This window comes from Pseudomonas viridiflava (genome assembly GCF_900602065.1).
In the GTDB taxonomy this organism is placed as follows: domain Bacteria; phylum Pseudomonadota; class Gammaproteobacteria; order Pseudomonadales; family Pseudomonadaceae; genus Aquipseudomonas.
In genome coordinates, this window is the sequence record NZ_UWFN01000212.1 from 1 (window position 1) to 19,188 (window position 19,188).

At 57.5% G+C, this 19,188-nt stretch carries 19 protein-coding genes; 13 read left to right on the forward strand and 6 right to left on the reverse strand.

Annotation, left to right across the window (positions count from 1 at the left end; all coding sequences use genetic code 11):
* Nucleotides 1-183: 183 nt before the first annotated feature.
* Nucleotides 184-1,404 carry a CaiB/BaiF CoA transferase family protein gene (locus EE949_RS12790; RefSeq protein ID WP_122664637.1) on the reverse strand — a complete coding sequence of 407 codons (1,221 nt, stop codon included), beginning with the start codon at nt 1,402-1,404 and terminating at the stop codon, nt 184-186.
* Nucleotides 1,405-1,415: 11 nt separating this feature from the next.
* Complete coding sequence (locus EE949_RS12795; RefSeq protein WP_122664638.1) at nt 1,416-2,597, reverse strand: acyl-CoA dehydrogenase; 1,182 nt, start codon at nt 2,595-2,597, stop codon at nt 1,416-1,418.
* Between the two features lie 153 nt (nt 2,598-2,750).
* Here EE949_RS12795 and EE949_RS12800 point away from each other — a divergent pair, with 153 nt between their 5' ends.
* From EE949_RS12800 to EE949_RS12850, 10 genes are all read left to right on the forward strand, one after another.
* Complete coding sequence (locus EE949_RS12800) at nt 2,751-3,668, forward strand: LysR family transcriptional regulator (RefSeq protein ID WP_122664639.1); 918 nt, start codon at nt 2,751-2,753, stop codon at nt 3,666-3,668.
* Nucleotides 3,669-4,093: 425 nt separating this feature from the next.
* Nucleotides 4,094-5,215 (forward strand): Re/Si-specific NAD(P)(+) transhydrogenase subunit alpha, encoded by a 1,122-nt coding sequence (locus EE949_RS12805; protein ID WP_122664640.1) that lies wholly within the window; start codon nt 4,094-4,096, stop codon nt 5,213-5,215.
* A gap of 10 nt (nt 5,216-5,225) precedes the next feature.
* On the forward strand, nt 5,226-5,546 hold the full coding sequence (locus EE949_RS12810) for an NAD(P) transhydrogenase subunit alpha (RefSeq protein ID WP_122664641.1): 321 nt from the start codon (nt 5,226-5,228) through the stop codon (nt 5,544-5,546).
* Entirely contained in the window at nt 5,546-6,991 is a 1,446-nt protein-coding gene (locus EE949_RS12815; RefSeq protein WP_122664642.1) for an NAD(P)(+) transhydrogenase (Re/Si-specific) subunit beta, read from the forward strand. The genes EE949_RS12810 and EE949_RS12815 overlap by 1 nt, the downstream gene beginning before the upstream one ends.
* A gap of 183 nt (nt 6,992-7,174) precedes the next feature.
* A complete protein-coding gene (locus EE949_RS12820) occupies nt 7,175-8,668 on the forward strand; it encodes an acetyl-CoA hydrolase/transferase family protein (protein WP_122664643.1) in 1,494 nt (497 codons plus the stop codon).
* A 318-nt stretch (nt 8,669-8,986) separates the two neighbouring features.
* On the forward strand, nt 8,987-9,202 hold the full coding sequence (locus EE949_RS12825; protein WP_122664644.1) for a DUF1127 domain-containing protein: 216 nt from the start codon (nt 8,987-8,989) through the stop codon (nt 9,200-9,202).
* A 755-nt stretch (nt 9,203-9,957) separates the two neighbouring features.
* Entirely contained in the window at nt 9,958-10,275 is a 318-nt protein-coding gene (locus tag EE949_RS12835) for a DUF2388 domain-containing protein (RefSeq protein ID WP_122664645.1), read from the forward strand.
* A gap of 105 nt (nt 10,276-10,380) precedes the next feature.
* On the forward strand, nt 10,381-10,686 hold the full coding sequence (locus EE949_RS12840; RefSeq protein WP_122664646.1) for a DUF2388 domain-containing protein: 306 nt from the start codon (nt 10,381-10,383) through the stop codon (nt 10,684-10,686).
* Between the two features lie 36 nt (nt 10,687-10,722).
* Nucleotides 10,723-11,043 carry a DUF2388 domain-containing protein gene (locus tag EE949_RS12845; protein WP_095093259.1) on the forward strand — a complete coding sequence of 107 codons (321 nt, stop codon included), beginning with the start codon at nt 10,723-10,725 and terminating at the stop codon, nt 11,041-11,043.
* Nucleotides 11,040-13,001 carry a DUF4105 domain-containing protein gene (locus tag EE949_RS12850; RefSeq protein ID WP_122664647.1) on the forward strand — a complete coding sequence of 654 codons (1,962 nt, stop codon included), beginning with the start codon at nt 11,040-11,042 and terminating at the stop codon, nt 12,999-13,001. The genes EE949_RS12845 and EE949_RS12850 overlap by 4 nt, the downstream gene beginning before the upstream one ends.
* Here EE949_RS12850 and EE949_RS12855 read toward each other — a convergent pair.
* Complete coding sequence (locus tag EE949_RS12855; protein WP_122664648.1) at nt 12,998-13,384, reverse strand: SCP2 sterol-binding domain-containing protein; 387 nt, start codon at nt 13,382-13,384, stop codon at nt 12,998-13,000. The genes EE949_RS12850 and EE949_RS12855 overlap by 4 nt on opposite strands.
* Nucleotides 13,385-14,011: 627 nt before the next feature.
* Between EE949_RS12855 and EE949_RS12860 the strand changes: the two genes are divergently transcribed.
* Nucleotides 14,012-14,323 (forward strand): hypothetical protein, encoded by a 312-nt coding sequence (locus tag EE949_RS12860; RefSeq protein WP_122664652.1) that lies wholly within the window; start codon nt 14,012-14,014, stop codon nt 14,321-14,323.
* A gap of 198 nt (nt 14,324-14,521) precedes the next feature.
* Here the strand turns inward: EE949_RS12860 and EE949_RS12865 are convergent, their stop codons facing one another.
* On the reverse strand, nt 14,522-15,406 hold the full coding sequence (locus EE949_RS12865) for a LysR family transcriptional regulator (protein WP_122664649.1): 885 nt from the start codon (nt 15,404-15,406) through the stop codon (nt 14,522-14,524).
* 124 nt (nt 15,407-15,530) lie between these two features.
* On the opposite strand from EE949_RS12865, the gene EE949_RS12870 reads away from it, so the two are divergent.
* Together EE949_RS12870 and EE949_RS12875 are read left to right on the forward strand one after the other, a co-directional pair.
* A complete protein-coding gene (locus EE949_RS12870) occupies nt 15,531-16,634 on the forward strand; it encodes an NADH:flavin oxidoreductase (protein WP_122664650.1) in 1,104 nt (367 codons plus the stop codon).
* A gap of 151 nt (nt 16,635-16,785) precedes the next feature.
* The gene (locus EE949_RS12875; protein WP_122664651.1) at nt 16,786-17,946 is read left to right on the forward strand and encodes an HPP family protein; all 1,161 of its coding nucleotides are present in this window, start codon (nt 16,786-16,788) and stop codon (nt 17,944-17,946) included.
* A 30-nt stretch (nt 17,947-17,976) separates the two neighbouring features.
* Here EE949_RS12875 and EE949_RS12880 read toward each other — a convergent pair whose 3' ends face one another.
* Complete coding sequence (locus tag EE949_RS12880) at nt 17,977-18,459, reverse strand: hypothetical protein (protein ID WP_240350632.1); 483 nt, start codon at nt 18,457-18,459, stop codon at nt 17,977-17,979.
* Nucleotides 18,460-18,742: 283 nt separating this feature from the next.
* Nucleotides 18,743-19,188: isochorismatase family protein (locus EE949_RS12885; protein ID WP_122663289.1), on the reverse strand; the 446-nt coding region annotated here is incomplete at its 5' end.

Sequence of the window (19,188 nt, forward strand, 5' to 3'; positions counted from 1 at the left end):
ACTTCATCGAAGCCTCTTCCTCGCTAGTCAAATCGTCCAACTCGTTGATTATCAAGGAGTTTTTCGTTCTGTCTGCGCCAGAAGAGGTGCGAATTATAGAGAGATTAGAGAGGCCGTCAACCCCTAATTTGTGCTTTTCATGAAAAACCTGAAAAACACGCTTTCTTCTATATATAGAAAGGCTTAGACCACGCCAGCCCGACGCAACGTATCGACCTCAATAGCCTGCAAGCCCAATACGCGCTCAAGCACTTCATCGGTGTGCTCCCCCAATAAAGGAGGGGCATGCCGATACTCAACCGGAGTATCAGACAGACGAATAGGGCTGGCCACCTGCGGCACACTCCCGCTCAGCGTATGGGGCAACGTCATCGCAAGCCCTCGCGCCTTCACCTGCGGATCGTTGAACACCTGCGCCAAGTCGTTGATAGGCCCGCAAGGCACACCTGCCGACTCCAGCTCACTCACCCATTGCGCAGTCGTCTTGAACACAGTCGCCTGGCGAATAAGCGGAATCAGCTCTGCTCGATGAGCAACACGCAGCTTATTAGTCAGAAACCTCGGGTCATCCGCCCACTGAGCCTGCCCGGCAACTTCAGCAAACTTCCTGAACTGGCCATCATTACCCACCGTCAGAATAAAATCGCCGTCAGCGGTAGGGAAGTCCTGATAAGGGACGATATTCGGATGCGCATTCCCCAAGCGCGTCGGAGCCACGCCGGTAGTCAGGTAATTCAGCGCCTGATTCGCCAGACATGCCACCTGCACATCCAGCAACGCCATATCAATGTACTGCCCAAGCCCGCTCTGATCCCGGTGCGCCAAGGCCGCCAGTATTGCGGTACTCGAATAGACGCCCGTCATGACGTCAGTCAGCGCCACCCCAACCTTCACCGGCCCAGCCCCCTCCTGATCATCCGCACGCCCGGTCAGGCTCATCAACCCGCCCAACCCCTGAATCATGAAGTCGTACCCGGCGCGCCTTGCATAGGGGCCAGTTTGCCCAAACCCGGTAATCGAGCAGTAGATCAACTTAGGATTGATCGCTTTAAGCGACGCGTAATCCAGACCATAAGCAGCAAGACCACCGACCTTGAAGTTCTCAATCAGGATGTCAGACCTGGCAGCAAGCTCCCTGACCAGGGCCTGCCCGTCAGGCAAGGTGAAGTCGATAGTCACCGACTGCTTATTCCGATTTGCCGACAGATAATAAGCAGCCTCACTGGTGTTCTCGCCTTGAGCATCCTTCAGAAATGGAGGCCCCCATGCCCGGGTGTCATCGCCATTACCCGGCCGTTCAACCTTGATAACTTCAGCCCCAAGATCAGCAAGGATCTGCCCTGCCCACGGCCCAGCCAGCACCCGGGATAAATCCAATACGCGGATATGCGAAAGCGCACCCATGACACGCCTCCTTAATAGAAGGCCTGAATGCCGGTCTGCGCCCGCCCGAGAATCAGCGCGTGCACATCATGAGTCCCCTCATAGGTATTCACTACCTCGAGGTTGACCAAGTGCCGGGCAATGCCGAACTCATCGGAAATACCATTACCCCCAAGCATGTCACGAGCCATGCGAGCGATATCCAGAGACTTGCCGCAGGAGTTGCGCTTCATGATTGAAGTGATTTCAACAGCGGCCGTACCTTCATCCTTCATCCGCCCCAGACGCAGACAACCTTGCAGCGCCAGAGTGATCTCGGTCTGCATGTCAGCCAGTTTTTTCTGGATCAGTTGATTGGCCGCCAATGGGCGCCCGAATTGCTGGCGATCCAGCGTGTACTGCCGCGCTGTATGCCAGCAGAACTCAGCCGCCCCTAAAGCGCCCCACGAGATGCCATACCGAGCCGAGTTCAAGCAGGTAAATGGACCTTTGAGTCCTCGCACATCCGGGAAGATATTTTCTTCAGGCACAAACACGTTATCCATGACGATTTCGCCTGTGATGGACGCGCGCAAACCCACCTTGCCATGGATTGCCGGAGCACTCAGGCCAGCCCAGCCCTTCTCAAGTACAAAGCCACGAATGTCGCCTTCGTCATCCTTGCCCCAGACAACGAACACATCAGCTATAGGGCTGTTAGTGATCCACATCTTGCTACCGGAAATCCTGTAGCCGCCTTCGACTTTCTTTGCCCGAGTAATCATCGCGCCGGGATCGGAGCCGTGATCAGGCTCTGTCAGACCAAAACAGCCAATCCATTCGCCGGAAGCCAGTTTAGGCAGGTACTTCTGCTTTTGCGCTTGAGTACCAAACTCGTTGATCGGCACCATCACCAGAGAAGATTGCACGCTCATCATCGAACGGTAGCCAGAGTCGATGCGCTCCACTTCCCGCGCAATCAACCCATAACAGACGTAATTAAGGCCGCTGCCGCCGTACTCTTCCGGAATCGTTGCGCCGAGCAGACCAATGTCACCCATTTCACGAAAGATCGCAGGGTCGGTTCGCTCATGACGAAAGGCTTCGAGCACTCTTGGCGCCAGCTTGTCCTGGGCGAACTGCGCCGCGCTATCGCGCACCATGCGCTCTTCTTCCGTGAGCTGTTGGTCCAGCAGTAGCGGATCGATCCAGTTGAAGCTTGCCTTGCCAGCCATGAGCCATCCTCAATCATTGAAATAGTTATGCACTGATCCTAGACCCGGCGCGGCAACCTCACAAACGATGAATACGCACCCTATTGTGCTAATTTCTCACTCCGAGATTCACGACACTAACGATATTGGCTGTCACGAGTGAGGTCTGCGTACATGCGTCGCAAAATCCCCAGCACCGCAGCACTTGTAAGCTTCGAGGCCGCCGCTCGCCATGAAAGCTTTACCAAAGCTGCCGAAGAACTTTCACTGACTCAAAGCGCCATCTGCCGACAGATCGGTAGCCTTGAATCGTTTCTTGGCACCGAGCTGTTCCGACGCTCTCGCCGGGGAGTGAAGCTAACCGAAGCGGGCTTGTCCTACAGCAGGCGCATCGCTACACAGCTAGACGCGGTAGAGCGCGATACCTTGTCAGTGATGGGGAATCAGGGCGCCAGCTCGATTGAACTGGCGGTTGTGCCGACATTTGGCACGCAATGGCTATTGCCCCGCCTGAAGGATTTCCAGCAGAGCCAGCCCGACGTCACGGTGAACCTCACTAACCGCACCCGGCCGTTCCTGTTTGCCGATACTGACTTTGATGCCGCTATCTACTTTGGCGATGCCGAATGGCCAGGTACTGAGTCCTATCGACTGATGGGTGAGAACCCCGTCCCGGTCTGCAGCCCCGCACTGCTAGGTGGGCGGAACCAGCTTGCCCCGAGAGAAATCGCGACTCTACCGTTGCTGCAACAAACCACCCGCCCCTACGCCTGGCGGCAATGGTTCAGCGGGCAGGAAATGAACGTCGCACGGGATATGACCGGCCCACGTTACGAACTGTTTTCGATGCTCGCCCAAGCGGCCAGCCACGAGATGGGCATCGCTTTGATCCCGCCCTTTCTTATACAGCGTGAGTTGAAAGAACAGCGGCTAGTGATCGCCAACCCGCGTGCGCTTGCGAGCCCAAAGGCTTATTACCTGATGATTCCCGTGCGCAAGGTGGAGTCAGCGTCCCTGCGGGCGTTCCGAGACTGGCTTGTCGAGCAAGCCAAGTGCTACGAACAAGCTCGTGACGCGACCGAGCACCCTTAGTGATTCTGTAGTGACACTAAGCACAAACCTACAGATATACGTTTTTGTCGCATCTCGCCAGCTCTATCCCCGCACTAAAAACAAGGCCTCTAAGCCCCTGAATGCCTGAGTCTCAGCCCTGTTCCTTCGTTATATCCATGATTCAGGAATTGAATTCATGGTTTTTTGATATTTCGACTATTTTCCCTGTAAGGCCCAGCAAACAAGGGCTTGAGGCTGACCGCTGCGACATTTGGTCACGGGATGACTTGTAGTTAATTTATCGTCTCGTTACAAAATCAATTGAAGGCACCAAACTTCGCCTGCAAAATGCCGCGCCCCGCCCGGAAAATGGCGGGATCATGCTGATCGGCAGCCCCAGTCGTACTCGCTGAAGTGCGCTGGCCTAATTGAAGAAAACAAGAAGATCACGCAGGAGATTACACGTGCACATTGGCGTTCCTCTCGAGACCCAGTCGGGTGAAAAGCGGGTTGCTGCAACCCCCGAAACCATCAAGAAGCTGATCGCCCAAGGCCATCGGGTTACGGTGCAAAGTGGAGCAGGCATTACTGCCAGCGTCACGGACAGTGCTTATGAAGCAGCAGGCGCCACGATTGGTGCCGCAGCTGAAGCGCTGGCTGCCGAGCTAGTGCTCAAGGTCTGCGCACCGAACGACAGCGAACTGACGCAAATCAAGAGCGGCACGATCGTTGTCGGGATGCTCAATCCCTTTAACAACGAAACCATCATCAAGATGGCCGAGCAAGGCATTACAGCATTTGCTCTGGAAGCTGCACCGCGCACCTCACGCGCTCAGAGCCTCGACGTGCTGTCCTCCCAAGCCAACATCGCCGGCTACAAAGCTGTGCTGCTGGGCGCTCATCACTATCCGCGCTTCATGCCGATGCTGATGACCGCGGCCGGTACGGTCAAAGCCGCCCGGGTACTGGTACTCGGCGCTGGCGTGGCTGGCTTGCAGGCGATTGCTACCGCCAAGCGCCTCGGTGCGGTGGTTGAAGCCTCCGATGTGCGTCCTGCCGTGAAGGAGCAAATCGAATCCCTGGGTGCGAAGTTCATTGACGTGCCTTACGAGACCGATGAAGAGCGCGAATGCGCCGTCGGTGTAGGTGGTTACGCCCGCCCGATGCCCGCCAGCTGGATGCAGCGTCAGGCGGTTGCCGTGCACGAGCGCGCCAAACAGTCGGACATCGTCATCACTACAGCGCTGATTCCAGGCCGCAAAGCGCCGGTATTGCTCAGCGCAGAAACTGTGGCTGAGATGAAGCCCGGTTCAGTGGTCATTGACCTGGCCGCAGCCCAAGGCGGCAACTGCCCGCTGACAGTCGCCGATCAGGTCGTCGTCGAGCACGGCGTCACGCTGGTGGGCTACACCAACCTGCCCGCGCTGGTCGCTGCTGACGCCTCGGCGCTGTACGCCCGCAACCTGCTGGACTTCATGAAGCTGCTGTTCGACAAGGACGGTCAGCTGCACATCAACCTGGAAGACGACATTGTTGCCGCGTGCCTGATGTGCCGCGACGGCCAAGTCATCCGCAAGAACGGCTGAGGATAAAACAATGGAAGAGCTGATCTCCCCAGGTATCTACAACCTGATCATTTTCGTACTGGCGATCTACGTCGGTTATCACGTGGTCTGGAACGTCACGCCAGCATTGCACACGCCGTTGATGGCCGTGACCAATGCCATTTCGGCGATCGTCATCGTCGGCGCCATGCTTGCTGCCGCGCTGACCGTGACACCACTGGGCAAAACCATGGGCACCCTTGCGGTCGCTCTGGCAGCCGTCAACGTGTTCGGTGGTTTCCTTGTCACACGGCGCATGCTGGAAATGTTCAAGAAAAAGGCACCTAAAGTGAAAGAAGAGGTGCGCAAGTAATGAGCATGAATCTGGTTACTTTGCTGTACCTCGTTTCAGCGGTCTGTTTCATTCAGGCCCTTAAAGGTCTTTCGCACCCAACGACCTCGCGACGTGGCAACCTGTTCGGCATGCTCGGCATGGCGTTGGCGGTGGTTACCACTGTTGGGCTGGTTTACAAGCTGGCAGCGCTGTCCGACACCACAGCAGGTATTGGTTACATTGTGATCGGCCTGCTGGTTGGCGGTACTGCTGGCTCGATCATGGCCAAGCGCGTTGAGATGACCAAAATGCCGGAACTGGTCGCCTTCATGCACAGCATGATTGGCCTGGCCGCCGTGTTCATTGCCATCGCAGCCGTCGTTGAGCCGCAGTCGCTGAACATCGTAAAGAACCTCGGCGACGCAATCCCGGCAGGCAACCGTCTGGAGCTGTTCCTGGGTGCGGCCATTGGCGCTATCACCTTCTCCGGCTCGGTCATTGCGTTCGGCAAGCTCTCCGGCAAGTACAAGTTCCGCCTGTTCCAGGGCGCACCGGTACAGTTCGCCGGTCAGCACAAGCTGAACCTGGTACTGGGTCTGGCCACACTGGCTTTCGGCCTGTTCTTCATGTTCACCGGCAACCTCACTGCTTTCGCGATCATGCTGGCTCTGGCCTTCGTGATCGGTGTACTGCTGATCATCCCGATTGGCGGCGCAGACATGCCTGTCGTCGTGTCGATGCTCAACAGCTATTCGGGCTGGGCAGCGGCTGGTATCGGTTTCTCGCTGAACAACTCGATGTTGATCATCGCCGGTTCGCTGGTGGGTTCTTCCGGCGCGATTCTGTCTTACATCATGTGTAAGGCAATGAACCGCTCGTTCTTCAACGTGATTGGCGGCGGCTTCGGCGGCGTAACCGACGATGCAGGCCCGGCAGGCGCCAAAGAGGCCCGCCCGGTGAAGTCCGGCTCGGCCGACGACGCAACCTTCCTGCTGACCAACGCCGACACCGTGATCATCGTTCCAGGCTACGGTCTGGCGGTTGCCCGGGCGCAGCACGCGCTTAAAGAGCTGACTGAGAAGCTGACTCACCACGGCGTGACCGTAAAGTATGCGATCCACCCGGTAGCCGGGCGGATGCCGGGCCACATGAACGTATTGCTCGCCGAGGCAGAAGTGCCTTACGACCAGGTGTTCGAAATGGAAGACATCAACTCCGAGTTCGGCCAGGCCGACGTGGTGTTGGTGTTGGGCGCCAACGACGTGGTCAACCCGGCAGCCAAGAACGATCCTAAATCGCCGATTGCAGGCATGCCGATTCTGGAGGCCTTCAAAGCCAAGACCATCATCGTCAACAAGCGCTCAATGGCCAGCGGTTATGCCGGTCTGGACAATGAACTGTTCTATCTGGATAAAACCATGATGGTCTTCGGCGACGCCAAAAAGGTGATCGAGGACATGGTGAAGGCGGTCGACAACGCGTAGGCTCCAGGCGCGTTCAAACCGGGCCCCGGCGTGGAAAACGCCGGGGCTTTTTACATTCTGCGTAACAGTGTTTTGCCTTGAAACCCGCTAATTAGAGCCTCCAAATGCGACCTTGGTAGCGGGACGAATACCGCCCAACTCTCTAGACTTGGACTTCGCTTCCACCCCCGAGATAAGAATCCCATGTACCGTGATCGTATCCGCTTGCCTTCGCTGATGAACAAGGTAATGAGCGCGGCTGATGCTGCCGCCTTGATTCAGGACGGCATGACCATCGGCATGAGCGGCTTCACCCGCGCCGGTGAAGCCAAGGCCGTGCCCCATGCACTGGCCGAACGCGCAAAACTGTCGCCACTCAAGATCAGTCTGATGACCGGCGCAAGCCTGGGCAATGACCTGGATAAACAACTGACCGAAGCTGGCGTGCTGTCACGCCGCTCGCCGTTCCAGGTCGACAGCACCCTGCGCAAGGCTATCAACGACGGCTCAGTGATGTTCATCGACAGCCACCTTTCCGACACCGTCGAGCAACTGCGTAACCGGCAGATCAAGGCCGTGGATCTAGCGGTGATTGAGTGCGTGGCGATTACCGAAGACGGCCATCTGGTACTGAGCACGTCGGTGGGCAACTCTGCCAGCTTTGCGATACTGGCCAAGGAAGTTATCGTCGAGATCAACCTGGCCCAGCCGCTGGAGCTGGAGGGTCTGCACGACATCTATATCCCCAGTTATCGCCCTACCCGACTGCCAATCCCAGTGCTGCAAGCTGACACGCGCATCGGCAACCCGGCAGTACAGATAGACCCGGCAAAAATCGTTGGCATCGTTATCAGCAATCAGCCTGACTCGCCTTCAACTGTTCTGCCGCCAGATGTAGACACTCAAGCCATCGCCAGCCATCTGGTGGAGTTCTTCAAAAACGAAGTGCGCGAGGATCGGCTGACCAACAAGCTGATGCCGCTACAAGCCGGGATCGGCACCATCGCCAACGCTGTCATGCATGGCCTGGTGGATTCGCCTTTCCACGACATGACCATGTATTCCGAGGTGCTGCAGGATTCAACATTCGAACTGTTCGACGCCGGCAAACTGAGTTTCGCGTCAGGCAGCTCGATGACGCTGTCGGCCAGCAAGCACGCTGAAGTGTTCGCCGACTTCGGACGCTACAAGTCGCGCTTGGTGCTGCGCCCGCAAGAGATCTCCAATCACCCGGAAATCATCCGTCGCCTGGGCATCATCGGCATCAATACCGCGCTGGAGTTTGACCTGTACGGCAACGTCAACTCCACCCACGTCTGCGGTACACGCATGATGAATGGTATTGGCGGGTCGGGAGATTTCTCCCGAAATGCCCACTTGGCCATCTTTGTGACCAAATCCATCGCCAAGGGCGGCGCGATTTCCAGTGTCGTGCCGATGGTGAGCCATGTAGACCATACCGAGCATGACGTGGACATTCTGGTGACCGAGCAAGGCTTGGCGGATCTGCGGGGTCTGGCGCCACGTGAACGTGCCCGGGTCATTATCGACAACTGTGTGCATCCGGCTTACCGGGATGCCCTCAATGCTTACTTCGCCGCAGCCTGCCTCAAAGGAGGACACACCCCGCATGTACTGCGCGAAGCACTAAGTTGGCACTCTCGCCTGGATGAAACAGGCAGCATGCTGCCCGTCTGACGCGAACAGTTGCGAGGTAGCAATACAGTTTTCTACCTCGCAATCCCAGCTAAAAAGCCAATATTGAAAAAACTGTACTGCTGTACTGGTCATTTTGAGGGGGGAAAACATGGTTTTCACCAATTCAGCGCACAAAATGCATCGCAATGGTGCAGACCGGTACAGTTGCCCCAAATAGGAACAAAACAGTGCCTTTAAACAGTTAACTGAACTCGCACAATACAGTTGAACTGTGTCTAGAGAGACTGGCCAACTCGGAGGAAGATGGGCACCAGTTAAATCACTCTCTAGCCCGCCACAAGCGGAAGGACGCACACCATGGAACGTACACTCAGTTCCGACCTTTTCAACGAAAACACCGCTACAACCGCAAAAGCTGCATGGCCTCTTCGCGCTTTCGCTAACCTGATGCTTTGGCAACGTCGCCTGTCCAGCCGCCACCAATTGGCCCGCCTGGATGCACGTTTGCTGGCTGACGCAGGTATCAGCGAATCGCAACGTTACGAAGAGCTGAGCAAGCCGTTCTGGCGCTAACTGGCGCACGCTGGTCCTGACCTTCCAAGGTCACTCACCAGCAACCCGAATTGCTTCATACAAGACCCGTCGCGGGTAACTGCGACGGGTCTTGTCATTTCCGGGATACAGAAACCCTGTAGTTGCTTAACCACAACGCGTGACTATCTGAATGTACGGATCCGGCACCACTGGTCCTCGGGTGCCAAGTGACCGTGCAGCGCCATGGGTACCAGAACCTCGCATCAGCGCCCAAAGCAACAAGTACAATTATGATTAATTGAAAAACAACAGGTACAGTTGGTTATAAGCCCCTTTCTTTTACTCAACCGCTTCGCTAACTATCTCCAAACGCATCAACGCTAAAAACCAGAACCACCACACATGGATACGCGCATCACTCCTCCCCCCGCCTTGCTACCAATTGAGCTCTTCCGGGCTTACCGCGCGGTCATTACCGCTCTTAAGCCTTGCGTACTTTCCGGGCGTGTTCGGCTTTCCTTTCATTGCAGGCAAACTCATTGTCCACGGCGGGGTCAATGGGATGCTGTTCAGCACGGGATTGATTGCCCTGCTGGTCTGGGTGATCAGCCTGGGCAGATGGCTAAACGACGCGTTGCTGGCGAATGCCCGCAGAGCTTAGGAAGCGCCGTCTACAGCCACGCCATGCTAGGCTTGTGACAGTTCCGTACTATCAGTTCTGTCACGGCCTTCACGAAACAGTCGGGGCAACCCGCGTTTCTTTCTATTGCTTTGCGTTCCACTGGAGTCCGACCATGTCCCGTCTTCGCCTGCTAGGTGCCGCCGTCCTGCTGACAGCTGCCACCGGCGCTCATGCCACCAGCTTTGTTGTAACAACAGATGCCATGGTGCGCACCGTTGATTCAACAACCAATGCTACTTCTGATGTCAGCTCCTCGTTCAGGGACGACAAAATCGTTCGTGAAGCGCGTGATGACGCCGCCACTTTCGTCGGCAGCGCAGGCGAGATTCGTGGCGCTCGACTGGAAAACGCCTTCCAGCACATTCGTCAGTTGGCGCCACAACTGCAAGCCTCCGACGCTCAACTGGCCCAGGCAATTCTGGCCATCTGATCACAGCGACATACCAGCCCGGGCGGCCTTGCCAGGTTCCCGGGCTAGCTCTAGCCCGGCCATTGCGCTAGCCTTGCGGCTCGTTTTTGCAAGTGTTAGAGAGCCATGCGTTTACTGCCGCTGCTATTCATCACCCCGATAACGTGCCTGCTCTGGACCGCACACGCCCAGGCGCTGGATACCACCACGCAAACCCTGGTCATTACGGGCTATGTCACCAGCAAAGTGACTACGGCACCTTTCGATAGAAAGTTGATCGTTGCAGCACAGGATGACGCTGCGGCATTTGTCGCCAGTGACGGCCAGCTGCGAGGCGCACGACTGGAGTCGGCGCTAATGGCCCTGCACCAGGCAGAGCCAAAACTTAATGCCAGCGACCTCGAACTCGCGCAAGCAATCCTCGTCCAATAGCCACTTCACCTCTTCTGTATTACCTGGAGACGTTCCATGCGTACCCCCCTGATTGCCGCCACCCTTGGTCTGTTCTTGCTGGCTGACGTTGCTCAGGCGCAAACCGTCGTGCAGACCAGTAACATCATCGTCCGTGCTTTCGGTCGCACCATCGACTTCACCTCCGATACCACCACCTCGATCCGCGATTCCAAAATCGTGGTTCAGGCCAAAGACGACGCGGCCAGCTACGTGGCCAGCGGTGGCGATATCCACGGCGCGCAACTCGACGCCGCATTCGACATGCTCCGCACCCGCCTGCCGGAAGCTCGCGGTGCCAGCGACCAGGTTCTCGCCGAAGCCATTCTCGCTCTGTGAGGCGCCTTTGCGTCTGGCTGCTGGCAGGCGCATTGTCTCTGCTTGGCACGCCTGCCTTCGCTGATCTGAGCCTGTCGCTGGATACCAGCGGCCTCAGCCCTGCACAGCAAAAAGCCACACAGACGCTACTGGACGAAGCGCTCAGCGCCCTGCCGCCGAGCTTCGTCAAAGATCTGGACCGACGCGTTGACGTGCGCTGGTCCGCCGACATGCCTGCCAATGCTTATGGCCAGGCGTCCGGCCCATACCGCCTCGATCTCAATACCAACCTGTTGGCGGGACTGACCGACGGCAGCGCCGCGACTAAAAACACCAATCGCCCCCATGGCACCGTGCGCAGAGAAATGCTCGCCACGGTACTGCACGAGCTGACTCATATTTATGACCGCGCCCGCCTGTGGTCACCCGCTCAACGCTCGGTGATCTTCCAGTGTGGACGGCGCAGCAGCTCGCTGGGCAAGGTTGGCTTGCCTGATTACTGCCGCGGCCAGACCGAACGGCGTTTCACCTTGAGTGACGACCCGCGCCTGCTGGACCTGGCAGGTTGGCCACAATATGTGGGCCGCCGCGGTGATCGTGAAGAACACAACGGCCAGGTTGCCCGCAGCCCCGACATTTACGAAACCACCAGCCCGCTGGAATTCGTCGCGGTCAACATGGAGTACTTCCTGCTCGATCCGGCCTACGCCTGCCGTCGCCCTGCGCTCTATGCGTATTACAAAGAGCAGTTTGGCTGGGCGCCCGCCGCAAAAGATCAATGCCCAACGTTCTACCCGTACCTGAACGCCGGCAACGACTTCGGCCGCGAGCCGCTGGGCAAGCTTGATCCCGAGCGCGTGTACGAGGTGGATTACCTGCTGGCCGAAGCCAACCAGAACATGATGAGCCGCTGGGGCCACAGCATGTTGCGGCTGGTGATCTGCAAACCCGGTCGCCCTCGTGGCCCGGACTGCCGACTCGATCTGGACCAACACCTGGTGCTGTCTTATCGCGCCTTTGTCGGCGACGTTCAGTTGTCCAGTTGGGATGGTTTGATGGGTGCCTACCCGTCGAGGCTGTTCGTGCTGCCACTGGCCCAGGTCATTGATGAATACACCAAGACGGAGCTGCGCAGCCTGGCCTCGGTGCCATTGAAACTGTCCCGCCCGGAAATCGAAGGGTTGGTGCAGCACGCGGCTGAAATGCACTGGAGTTACGACGGCAATTACTTCTTCCTGTCCAACAACTGCGCGGTCGAAAACCTGAAACTGTTACGCAGCGGTACCAACAACCCCAAGCTGGTCGACCTGGACAGCATCCTGCCCAATGGCTTGCTTGAGGTGCTGAAGGGGCGTGGCCTGGCTGATACCAGTGTGCTGGATGATCCGAAGGAAGCGCTGCGTAAAGGCTACCGTTTCGACTCCTACCGCGACCGTTATCAGGCGATGTTTGACGTGCTGAGGAAGCACTTGCCGATCAAGCAGACCACTGTCGAAGAATGGATGTCGCTGTCTGCCGAAGAGCGTAAGCCGTGGTTACCGCAAGCGGATCTGCGCACCAGTGCTGCCATGTTGCTGCTCGAACAGGCCAGCCTGCGTCGGCAACTGCTGCTGGCACAGGATGAGGTCAAACAGCGCTACCTCAGCGCCCGAGAGCAGAAAGACGGCAGCGTCTCCAAGGCAACGGGGACGTTGCAGGAAATCCTCGCCAGCAGCGGCTTCCTCAGTCGCCCAGCCGAACTGCTCGACAGCGGCGGCTACGGCTTGCCGCAGACTGCTGAATGGAAGCGCCTGGAAGACGAGAGCAGTCAGCGCCAGAAGCAACTGCAGCGCTTGACCGGCGACTTGGACAAAGAGGTACGCGCCCTGCTCGAACCCGAGCGCGCCAAGGAAATTGCAGCTAACGAGGCCAACCTCAAACAGCTCAGTGAACACCTGCGGGCACTGCACAAAGCGGGGGGCGGCCTGGAGCTGCCTTAGGCTTTAACGGGCTGTTTCTTGCGTGGTTTCAGGTACTTCATCAAGCCCTGAAACCACATCACCAAGCCGGCATTGCCCTTGATCTGGATGTCCTTGTCCTGAATGCCCTGCATGAACGCCAGCTGTTTGTTTTTGGCTTGCAGGGTGGCGAAGCCGTAGGCGGCATCCTTGAAGATGATCGCAAAACCGGGCTCGGCAATGACACCTGACGCACTGCTGACTCGCTGCCCGCTGATCACGAAATGCCGAGCCACCTTGCCGTCAGCGGTCTGCAACACAAAGGTCAGCTCCTTGCCCGCCAACTGCTGTTTAAACGCCGGATTATTGCGGCTGGCCCGCGCCATCAACAGGCCCAGCATCCAGAGAAGAAAACGAAATTTCATGGGCGTGCCCTAAGGAGGATCGGGCCGCGAGTGTAGCTGCTTGTTGTAGTCTGTTCAGCAGCCAATTCGAAGAAGATGGGTAACTTTTCGTGACTGATTGGTCATATTGAAGTCGCGTTATAACTAGAGAGATTTTATGTTTGCCCGCAAGTTTGATCCGACTCGCAGGACTGGCCGGGCGGCGTTCCTACGAAATTTGCGTAGATTTTGTGGGAGCTGGGCTTGCCCGCGATAAACGATGACGCGGTCTAAGGTCGAGTTAGTCCTATCGCGAGCAAGCTCGGCTCCCACCGGCCAGGATCGATAAGTCCTGCTACAACCTCAAGAATTGAGCTCACGCCCGGCAATACATTCCCGCTTCACGTGCTCCAGCCAATAGCTATATATACCGCCATGGCCACCTGCTGAACGTCTAACCTGAGCCTCGTCGTTGCCAAATCAACGACCGGATTTGACGATCCGCAAGACTTGTACCCCAGCAGAGGCCACGCTATGGCAGCTGTGCGTGGGAGACCCTCGGGTCTGCCGGGCGTATGGGGTATCAGGTCACCGGTTCGTCAACCCGCGCACAGCCGCCACCCTTTCATCAGCCGTGGCGACATCACATCGGTCAGGAGTTTTCAGCACATGAACCACGATACCGAACACGCCCGTTACATCCCCCTCACCCACCCCGGGCTGGAAAACGCCGTGCTGTTACTCGACAGCCACGCTTCGCTCAAAGACCTGCACGCCTTCGCCGAAACCCGTATCAGCCTCGCCACCCGCTTCCTCGACACCCTCGCCAACATGAACCCGACCAACACCGACGAATCCGACATCACCACCCTGGCCAGCACCGCGCATTTGCTGATGCTGGAGGCCTGTGATGTGAGCCGTGTGATTGAAAAGCGCCTCTGGCGAGGCAGCGAAACAGAGCTCAGTGCCCTGATTAAATAACCGCCATGCGCCCTACCCTGTTAATCCGCAGAACACCCGCCAACCGCTGCGCGATGGCGTTGATGTCCGGGTTCGGCTCGCACGGTAAGGTTTCGCTGTGATTCCTGTTTCTGGACGTTCAAATCGACACGCCCACGGATCGAAGCCAACGTCGTCAGCAAGTGCTCCAGGGATTGGCCCAGATGGCCGACACAGACCTTACTCAGCGCCTTGTATCAGGTAATGCTCAAGCTTTTTCAGGAAGGCTTCGACCCGGTGTGGCACGTGGTGACGGGTCGGCAGTACTGCTGTAACAGACAACTGTTCGGGCAAGACATCCGACAGTTCGACCAGAACAAGGCTACCGTCTTCAAGCTCAGTTCTGACGTCCCAATAGGTCAACATTGCCAATCCCAAACCACTCTTGCTCGCGGTCCGAACGGCTTCAACGCTGTTCGCCGAGAACGGCCCCTCCGCTCGAATCGAAACACTTGAACCCGCCTTCGTGAACGGCCAGTAAGGCATGCTGTGCAGAGCGATGCATGAGTGAACTTTCAACTCATCCAGCGTCCGGGGGCTACCACGAATTGCCAGATAACCCGGGCTGGCGCAAACCACCCGTGGATTGCTTGCCAAGGTCCGGGCTACAAGCGTTGAGTCACGCAACGTCGCAATGCGAATGGCAACATCAATACCCAAGCCGACGATGTCCACGATGCTGTCCGAGAGGGTGAGGTCAACCTGAAGAGCGGGATTTTCCGCCAGTAACTCCGGCAACAGCGGCATGATTACCGTCTGGCCAAAAACCGTAGGCGCAGTGATTTTCAGCAGGCCACTGGCTGTCGTGCACTGGCTGAGTAAAGCCGCCCGAGCACCCTCCTGCGCCTCAAGCATCCTGTTAGCAAAGGGCAGGAATGCTTCGCCTTCAGGAGTGAGAGAAGTAGAGCGGGTGGTGCGCTGAACCAGCCGGGCATCAAGCTCGCGCTCCAGAGACGCCAGTCTTCTGGAAACGGTCATCGGCGACACACCCAAACGCCGGGCGGCACCCGAAAGACTGCCGCTGGCCGCGATGGCAGAAAACACTTCGATCTCTGGGAGCTGCATGTTTTATATCTCATTACGTTAAACCGGCTTATCGATCGAGAGCACTACTGAACTGTCGGCATCCCACCTATCCTGTATTCAAGCAAGGCATCTAGCCAAATTCACCTGAAACCAGGACCTGAACATGACGATACATGACAGCCGGATTCTATCGCCAACCGATATTAAGCAAATCAAATTGAAGAACAGGTTCGCGGTAGCTCCCATGACCCGGGTCAGCGCTACCGAGAACGGTAATGCGACAGCCACTATGGCGCGTTACTACGAACGCTTCGCCAAAGGCGGCTTCGGTCTGGTTATTACCGAAGGGATCTACACCGACCAGATATTCTCGCAAGGCTACCCTTGCCAGCCCGGCATCAGCGATGAAGAACAAGCGCAGGCCTGGCGGGCAGTGACTCGCCCGATACACGAGCACGGCGCAACGGTGTTCGCCCAGTTGATGCACGCAGGTGCCTTGAGTCAGGGGAATCGTTTTACCGGTCGCTCCGTCGCCCCTTCAGCCATCAGGCCCAAGGGCACGCAGATGGCCTTTTACTACGGCGAGGGCCAATACCCGGTGCCCAATGCGATGACTGATGAAGACATCGCCGACGCCGTTGAAGGGTTTGCACAGGCAGCCGCGCGAACCGTCGGTACCGCGGGCTTTGACGGTATCGAAATCCATGGCGCGAACGGCTACCTGCTTGATCAGTTTTTAACCGACTACACCAACGCGCGCACCGATCGCTGGGGCGCAAATGTGCGTACCCGCCTGGAATTGACGCTGGAAGTCATTAAGGCGGTCAGGCAGGTTGCCGGTGCGCATCCTGTAGGTGTGCGGATCTCGCAGGGCAAGGTGAACGATTTCGGTCACAAATGGAGCGAGGGTGAAGCGGACGCGGAGGTCATCTTCGGCACGTTGGCCGACGCTAACGTGGACTTCATTCATGTGACTGAATTCGACGCAGCGCAGCCCGCATTTGCCAACAATGAGGCGAGCCTGGTGAAACTGGCGCGCCGCTTCGCAGCGGCTGTGCCCATCATCGCCAACGGCGGCCTGCACAACATTGCACACGCAAACATCGCGCTTGAAGACGGTGCCGATATCCTCGCCATCGGCAAAGCCGCGCTGGCTAATCCCGACCTGCCTATACGCCTGGCAGATGGTCAGCCTCTGGCAGATTTCGAGCCATCGATCCTTGGCCCGATTGCGAACATCAAGGACAGTGAACTGGTAACCGCCTGAGCCTATTCAGCCGCAGGCGTCTGGCTTTTGGGCGGCATCAGTTACTTCAGACGAATTGAATGAGTGCGCCATAGGGTTTAACGTTCCCCACCACGCCCAAGCGACGACACAGTCGCAGTGCATTGTTATTCAACCCGGCATCAATTCGATCATGACCGCGCAACTGCCCTCTCCACCGCCACGCTCAACATTCACATCGCACCTTCGTGCGCTCTGGCCTGCGCCCCACGCCATCGACGCCAGGGAAAAATGGCGCGCCTGCTGCGGCGCGGCGCTCGGCATTCTGCTGGTCGCCGTGGCGGCGGCGTTCTGGCTGGAGGGTGCACCGGCGAGCCAATACAACATGCTTGCCCTGGCATTGGTTGCTCCGCTGGGTGCCAGCGCGGTGTTGGTCTTTGCGCTGCCATCCAGCCCGCTGGCCCAACCCTGGTCAGTGTTAGGCGGCAATACGCTTTCGGCTCTTGTAGGCATCGCCTGCGTGAAGTGGGTACCCGATGCGACGCTCGCGGCCGCACTTGCGGTCAGCCTGGCCATCGCCGTCATGTTTGCGCTGCGCTGCCTTCACCCACCCGGCGGGGCGGCGGCCCTGTTGATGGTGCTGACTGGCTGTGATCGATTCGAGTTCGCGCTAAGCCCGGTGCTGATTGACTCCGCCATGCTGGTGGTCGCAGGTCTGCTCTACAACAATCTGACCAGACGACCGTGGCCGCACGTGCAAAAACCCGCCGCCACAAACACTGCGAGCCGGTTCAGTAACGCAGACCTTGATGCTGCCCTCGCCCACTACAACCAAGTGCTGGATGTCAGTCGTGACGACCTGCAAGCCTTGCTCGAACAGGCCGAAGCCGCAGCCTACCAACGCAAGATGGGCGAACTGCGCTGCGCCGACGTGATGAGTACACAGCCCATCGCCGCCCGCCAGGAGATGCCCCTGCGCGAAGCCTGGGCGTTGATGCGCAAACACAAGATCAAGGCGCTGCCGGTAATCGACCGACAGCGGCACCTGATGGGTATTGTGACCGTCGCGGACTTCATGCAGCAGATCGACCTCGACGCCCACGAAGGCGTCGGCTGGCACTTGCGCGCATTGCTGCGTCACGCCCGTAAAGATCAGCCCGCCAATATCGTCGGACAGATCATGACCCGCACCGTGCGCGTCGCCAGCAGCGATCGACTGCTGATCGATCTGGTGCCGGTGTTCTCGGAAAACGGCCATCGGCACATTCCGATCATCGACGCTGACCGGCATCTCGTCGGTATCATCACCCAGTCGGATTTGATCAAGGCGCTGTATGCGGCGGTGCGTGCTTAGCTCAGTGTCGCGTTACTGGACTGGCCAATATCACTTCATGGCAAGCGCGCTGGCTTGCTGCATCTGAGTGTCTGACAGCTTGCCGCTTTGACCTTGTTTTACCAAGGCATTGTTGGCCGTCGCCAAGCTAGCAGTAAGGGTAGAAATAGCTGTTTGCAGCGCGCCGACCCTGGCTTGCCTGGTTTCAGGGTCCATACTCTGGTCGGCCATAAGCGACTGCATTTCCTGTTGTTTTTCTTCAATCTGCTGCTTCAGTTCGCGGATCATTTTGAGGGTTTTCTGCGTCTGGTCCGGCAAGCCGCTTGATTCGATATCGGCATTTGAATTCGACTTCTTGTCATCGGCAGCTTTCTGAATGCTAGCACCCGACAGTGAAACCTTCACGCCTTCAACCGGCGCCGCAACAGGCAGGGTAGCCGCTGACTCGGGTGATTCATCAGCGAGTTTAGTCGGACTAGCGACGGCAGTAGGTGAAGCGCTAAAATTGGAGATCTGCGCAGAGATGTTCATCATACTCGCCTCTTGAAATGCACAGGTTTACAGCCTGTGCCGGTATCTTCCGGAATGTATCAATGCATACGCAATCGGCCGCTCAAACTAATACTTGAGGTGAGCAAGCAGGGTGCACCTCCTGTAGGAGCCAACGTGTTGGCTAAGCGATAGCCGTGAATAAACCAGGCCTGCGTCTCACCCCACACGTTAGCGCCTACAGACAATCAGCGTTGCGATTCGGAAAAACAGCCACAAAAAAGCCCGCTCTAAAAGCGGGCTTTGTTTTTTACTGACTACAAATCAATCAACGAGCGGTCAGCGCCGAGTAGCTGTTCATCAGGTTGCGGTAGTTCGGGATACGCTGGGACAACAGGTTGCCCAAGCCTTCGATATCGTTGCGCCAGTCGCGTTGCAGCTCACAGGCCACCGAGAACCAGTTCATCATCTGCGCGCCCGCTTGAGTCATACGGTTCCAGGCAGCTTGCTGCACCGCAGTGTTGAAGGTGCCGGACGAGTCAGTCACCACGAACACATCAAAACCTTCAGCCAGTGCCGACAACGTCGGGAAGGCTACGCACACATCCGTCACCACACCGGCAATGATCAGTTGCTTGCGGCCAGTGGCCTTGATCGCTTTGACGAAATCTTCGTTGTCCCAAGCGTTGATCTGACCAGGGCGAGCGATGTAAGGAGCATCCGGGAACATCTCTTTGAGCTCTGGTACCAGCGGGCCGTTAGGACCTTGTTCGA

Bases quoted from the DNA above. Each gene is read 5' to 3' on its own strand.
- EE949_RS12815 (WP_122664642.1), top strand. From the start codon at position 5,546: ATGAGCATGAATCTGGTTACTTTGCTGTACCTCGTTTCAGCGGTCTGT.
- EE949_RS12875 (WP_122664651.1), top strand. From the start codon at position 16,786: ATGACCGCGCAACTGCCCTCTCCACCGCCACGCTCAACATTCACATCG.
- EE949_RS12870 (WP_122664650.1), top strand. From the start codon at position 15,531: ATGACGATACATGACAGCCGGATTCTATCGCCAACCGATATTAAGCAA.
- EE949_RS12855 (WP_122664648.1), bottom strand. From the start codon at position 13,384: ATGAAATTTCGTTTTCTTCTCTGGATGCTGGGCCTGTTGATGGCGCGG.
- EE949_RS12835 (WP_122664645.1), top strand. From the start codon at position 9,958: ATGTCCCGTCTTCGCCTGCTAGGTGCCGCCGTCCTGCTGACAGCTGCC.
- EE949_RS12790 (WP_122664637.1), bottom strand. From the start codon at position 1,404: ATGGGTGCGCTTTCGCATATCCGCGTATTGGATTTATCCCGGGTGCTG.
- EE949_RS12860 (WP_122664652.1), top strand. From the start codon at position 14,012: ATGAACCACGATACCGAACACGCCCGTTACATCCCCCTCACCCACCCC.
- EE949_RS12825 (WP_122664644.1), top strand. From the start codon at position 8,987: ATGGAACGTACACTCAGTTCCGACCTTTTCAACGAAAACACCGCTACA.
- EE949_RS12795 (WP_122664638.1), bottom strand. From the start codon at position 2,597: ATGGCTGGCAAGGCAAGCTTCAACTGGATCGATCCGCTACTGCTGGAC.
- EE949_RS12880 (WP_240350632.1), bottom strand. From the start codon at position 18,459: ATGATGAACATCTCTGCGCAGATCTCCAATTTTAGCGCTTCACCTACT.
- EE949_RS12820 (WP_122664643.1), top strand. From the start codon at position 7,175: ATGTACCGTGATCGTATCCGCTTGCCTTCGCTGATGAACAAGGTAATG.
- EE949_RS12810 (WP_122664641.1), top strand. From the start codon at position 5,226: ATGGAAGAGCTGATCTCCCCAGGTATCTACAACCTGATCATTTTCGTA.
- EE949_RS12865 (WP_122664649.1), bottom strand. From the start codon at position 15,406: ATGCAGCTCCCAGAGATCGAAGTGTTTTCTGCCATCGCGGCCAGCGGC.
- EE949_RS12800 (WP_122664639.1), top strand. From the start codon at position 2,751: ATGCGTCGCAAAATCCCCAGCACCGCAGCACTTGTAAGCTTCGAGGCC.
- EE949_RS12845 (WP_095093259.1), top strand. From the start codon at position 10,723: ATGCGTACCCCCCTGATTGCCGCCACCCTTGGTCTGTTCTTGCTGGCT.
- EE949_RS12840 (WP_122664646.1), top strand. From the start codon at position 10,381: ATGCGTTTACTGCCGCTGCTATTCATCACCCCGATAACGTGCCTGCTC.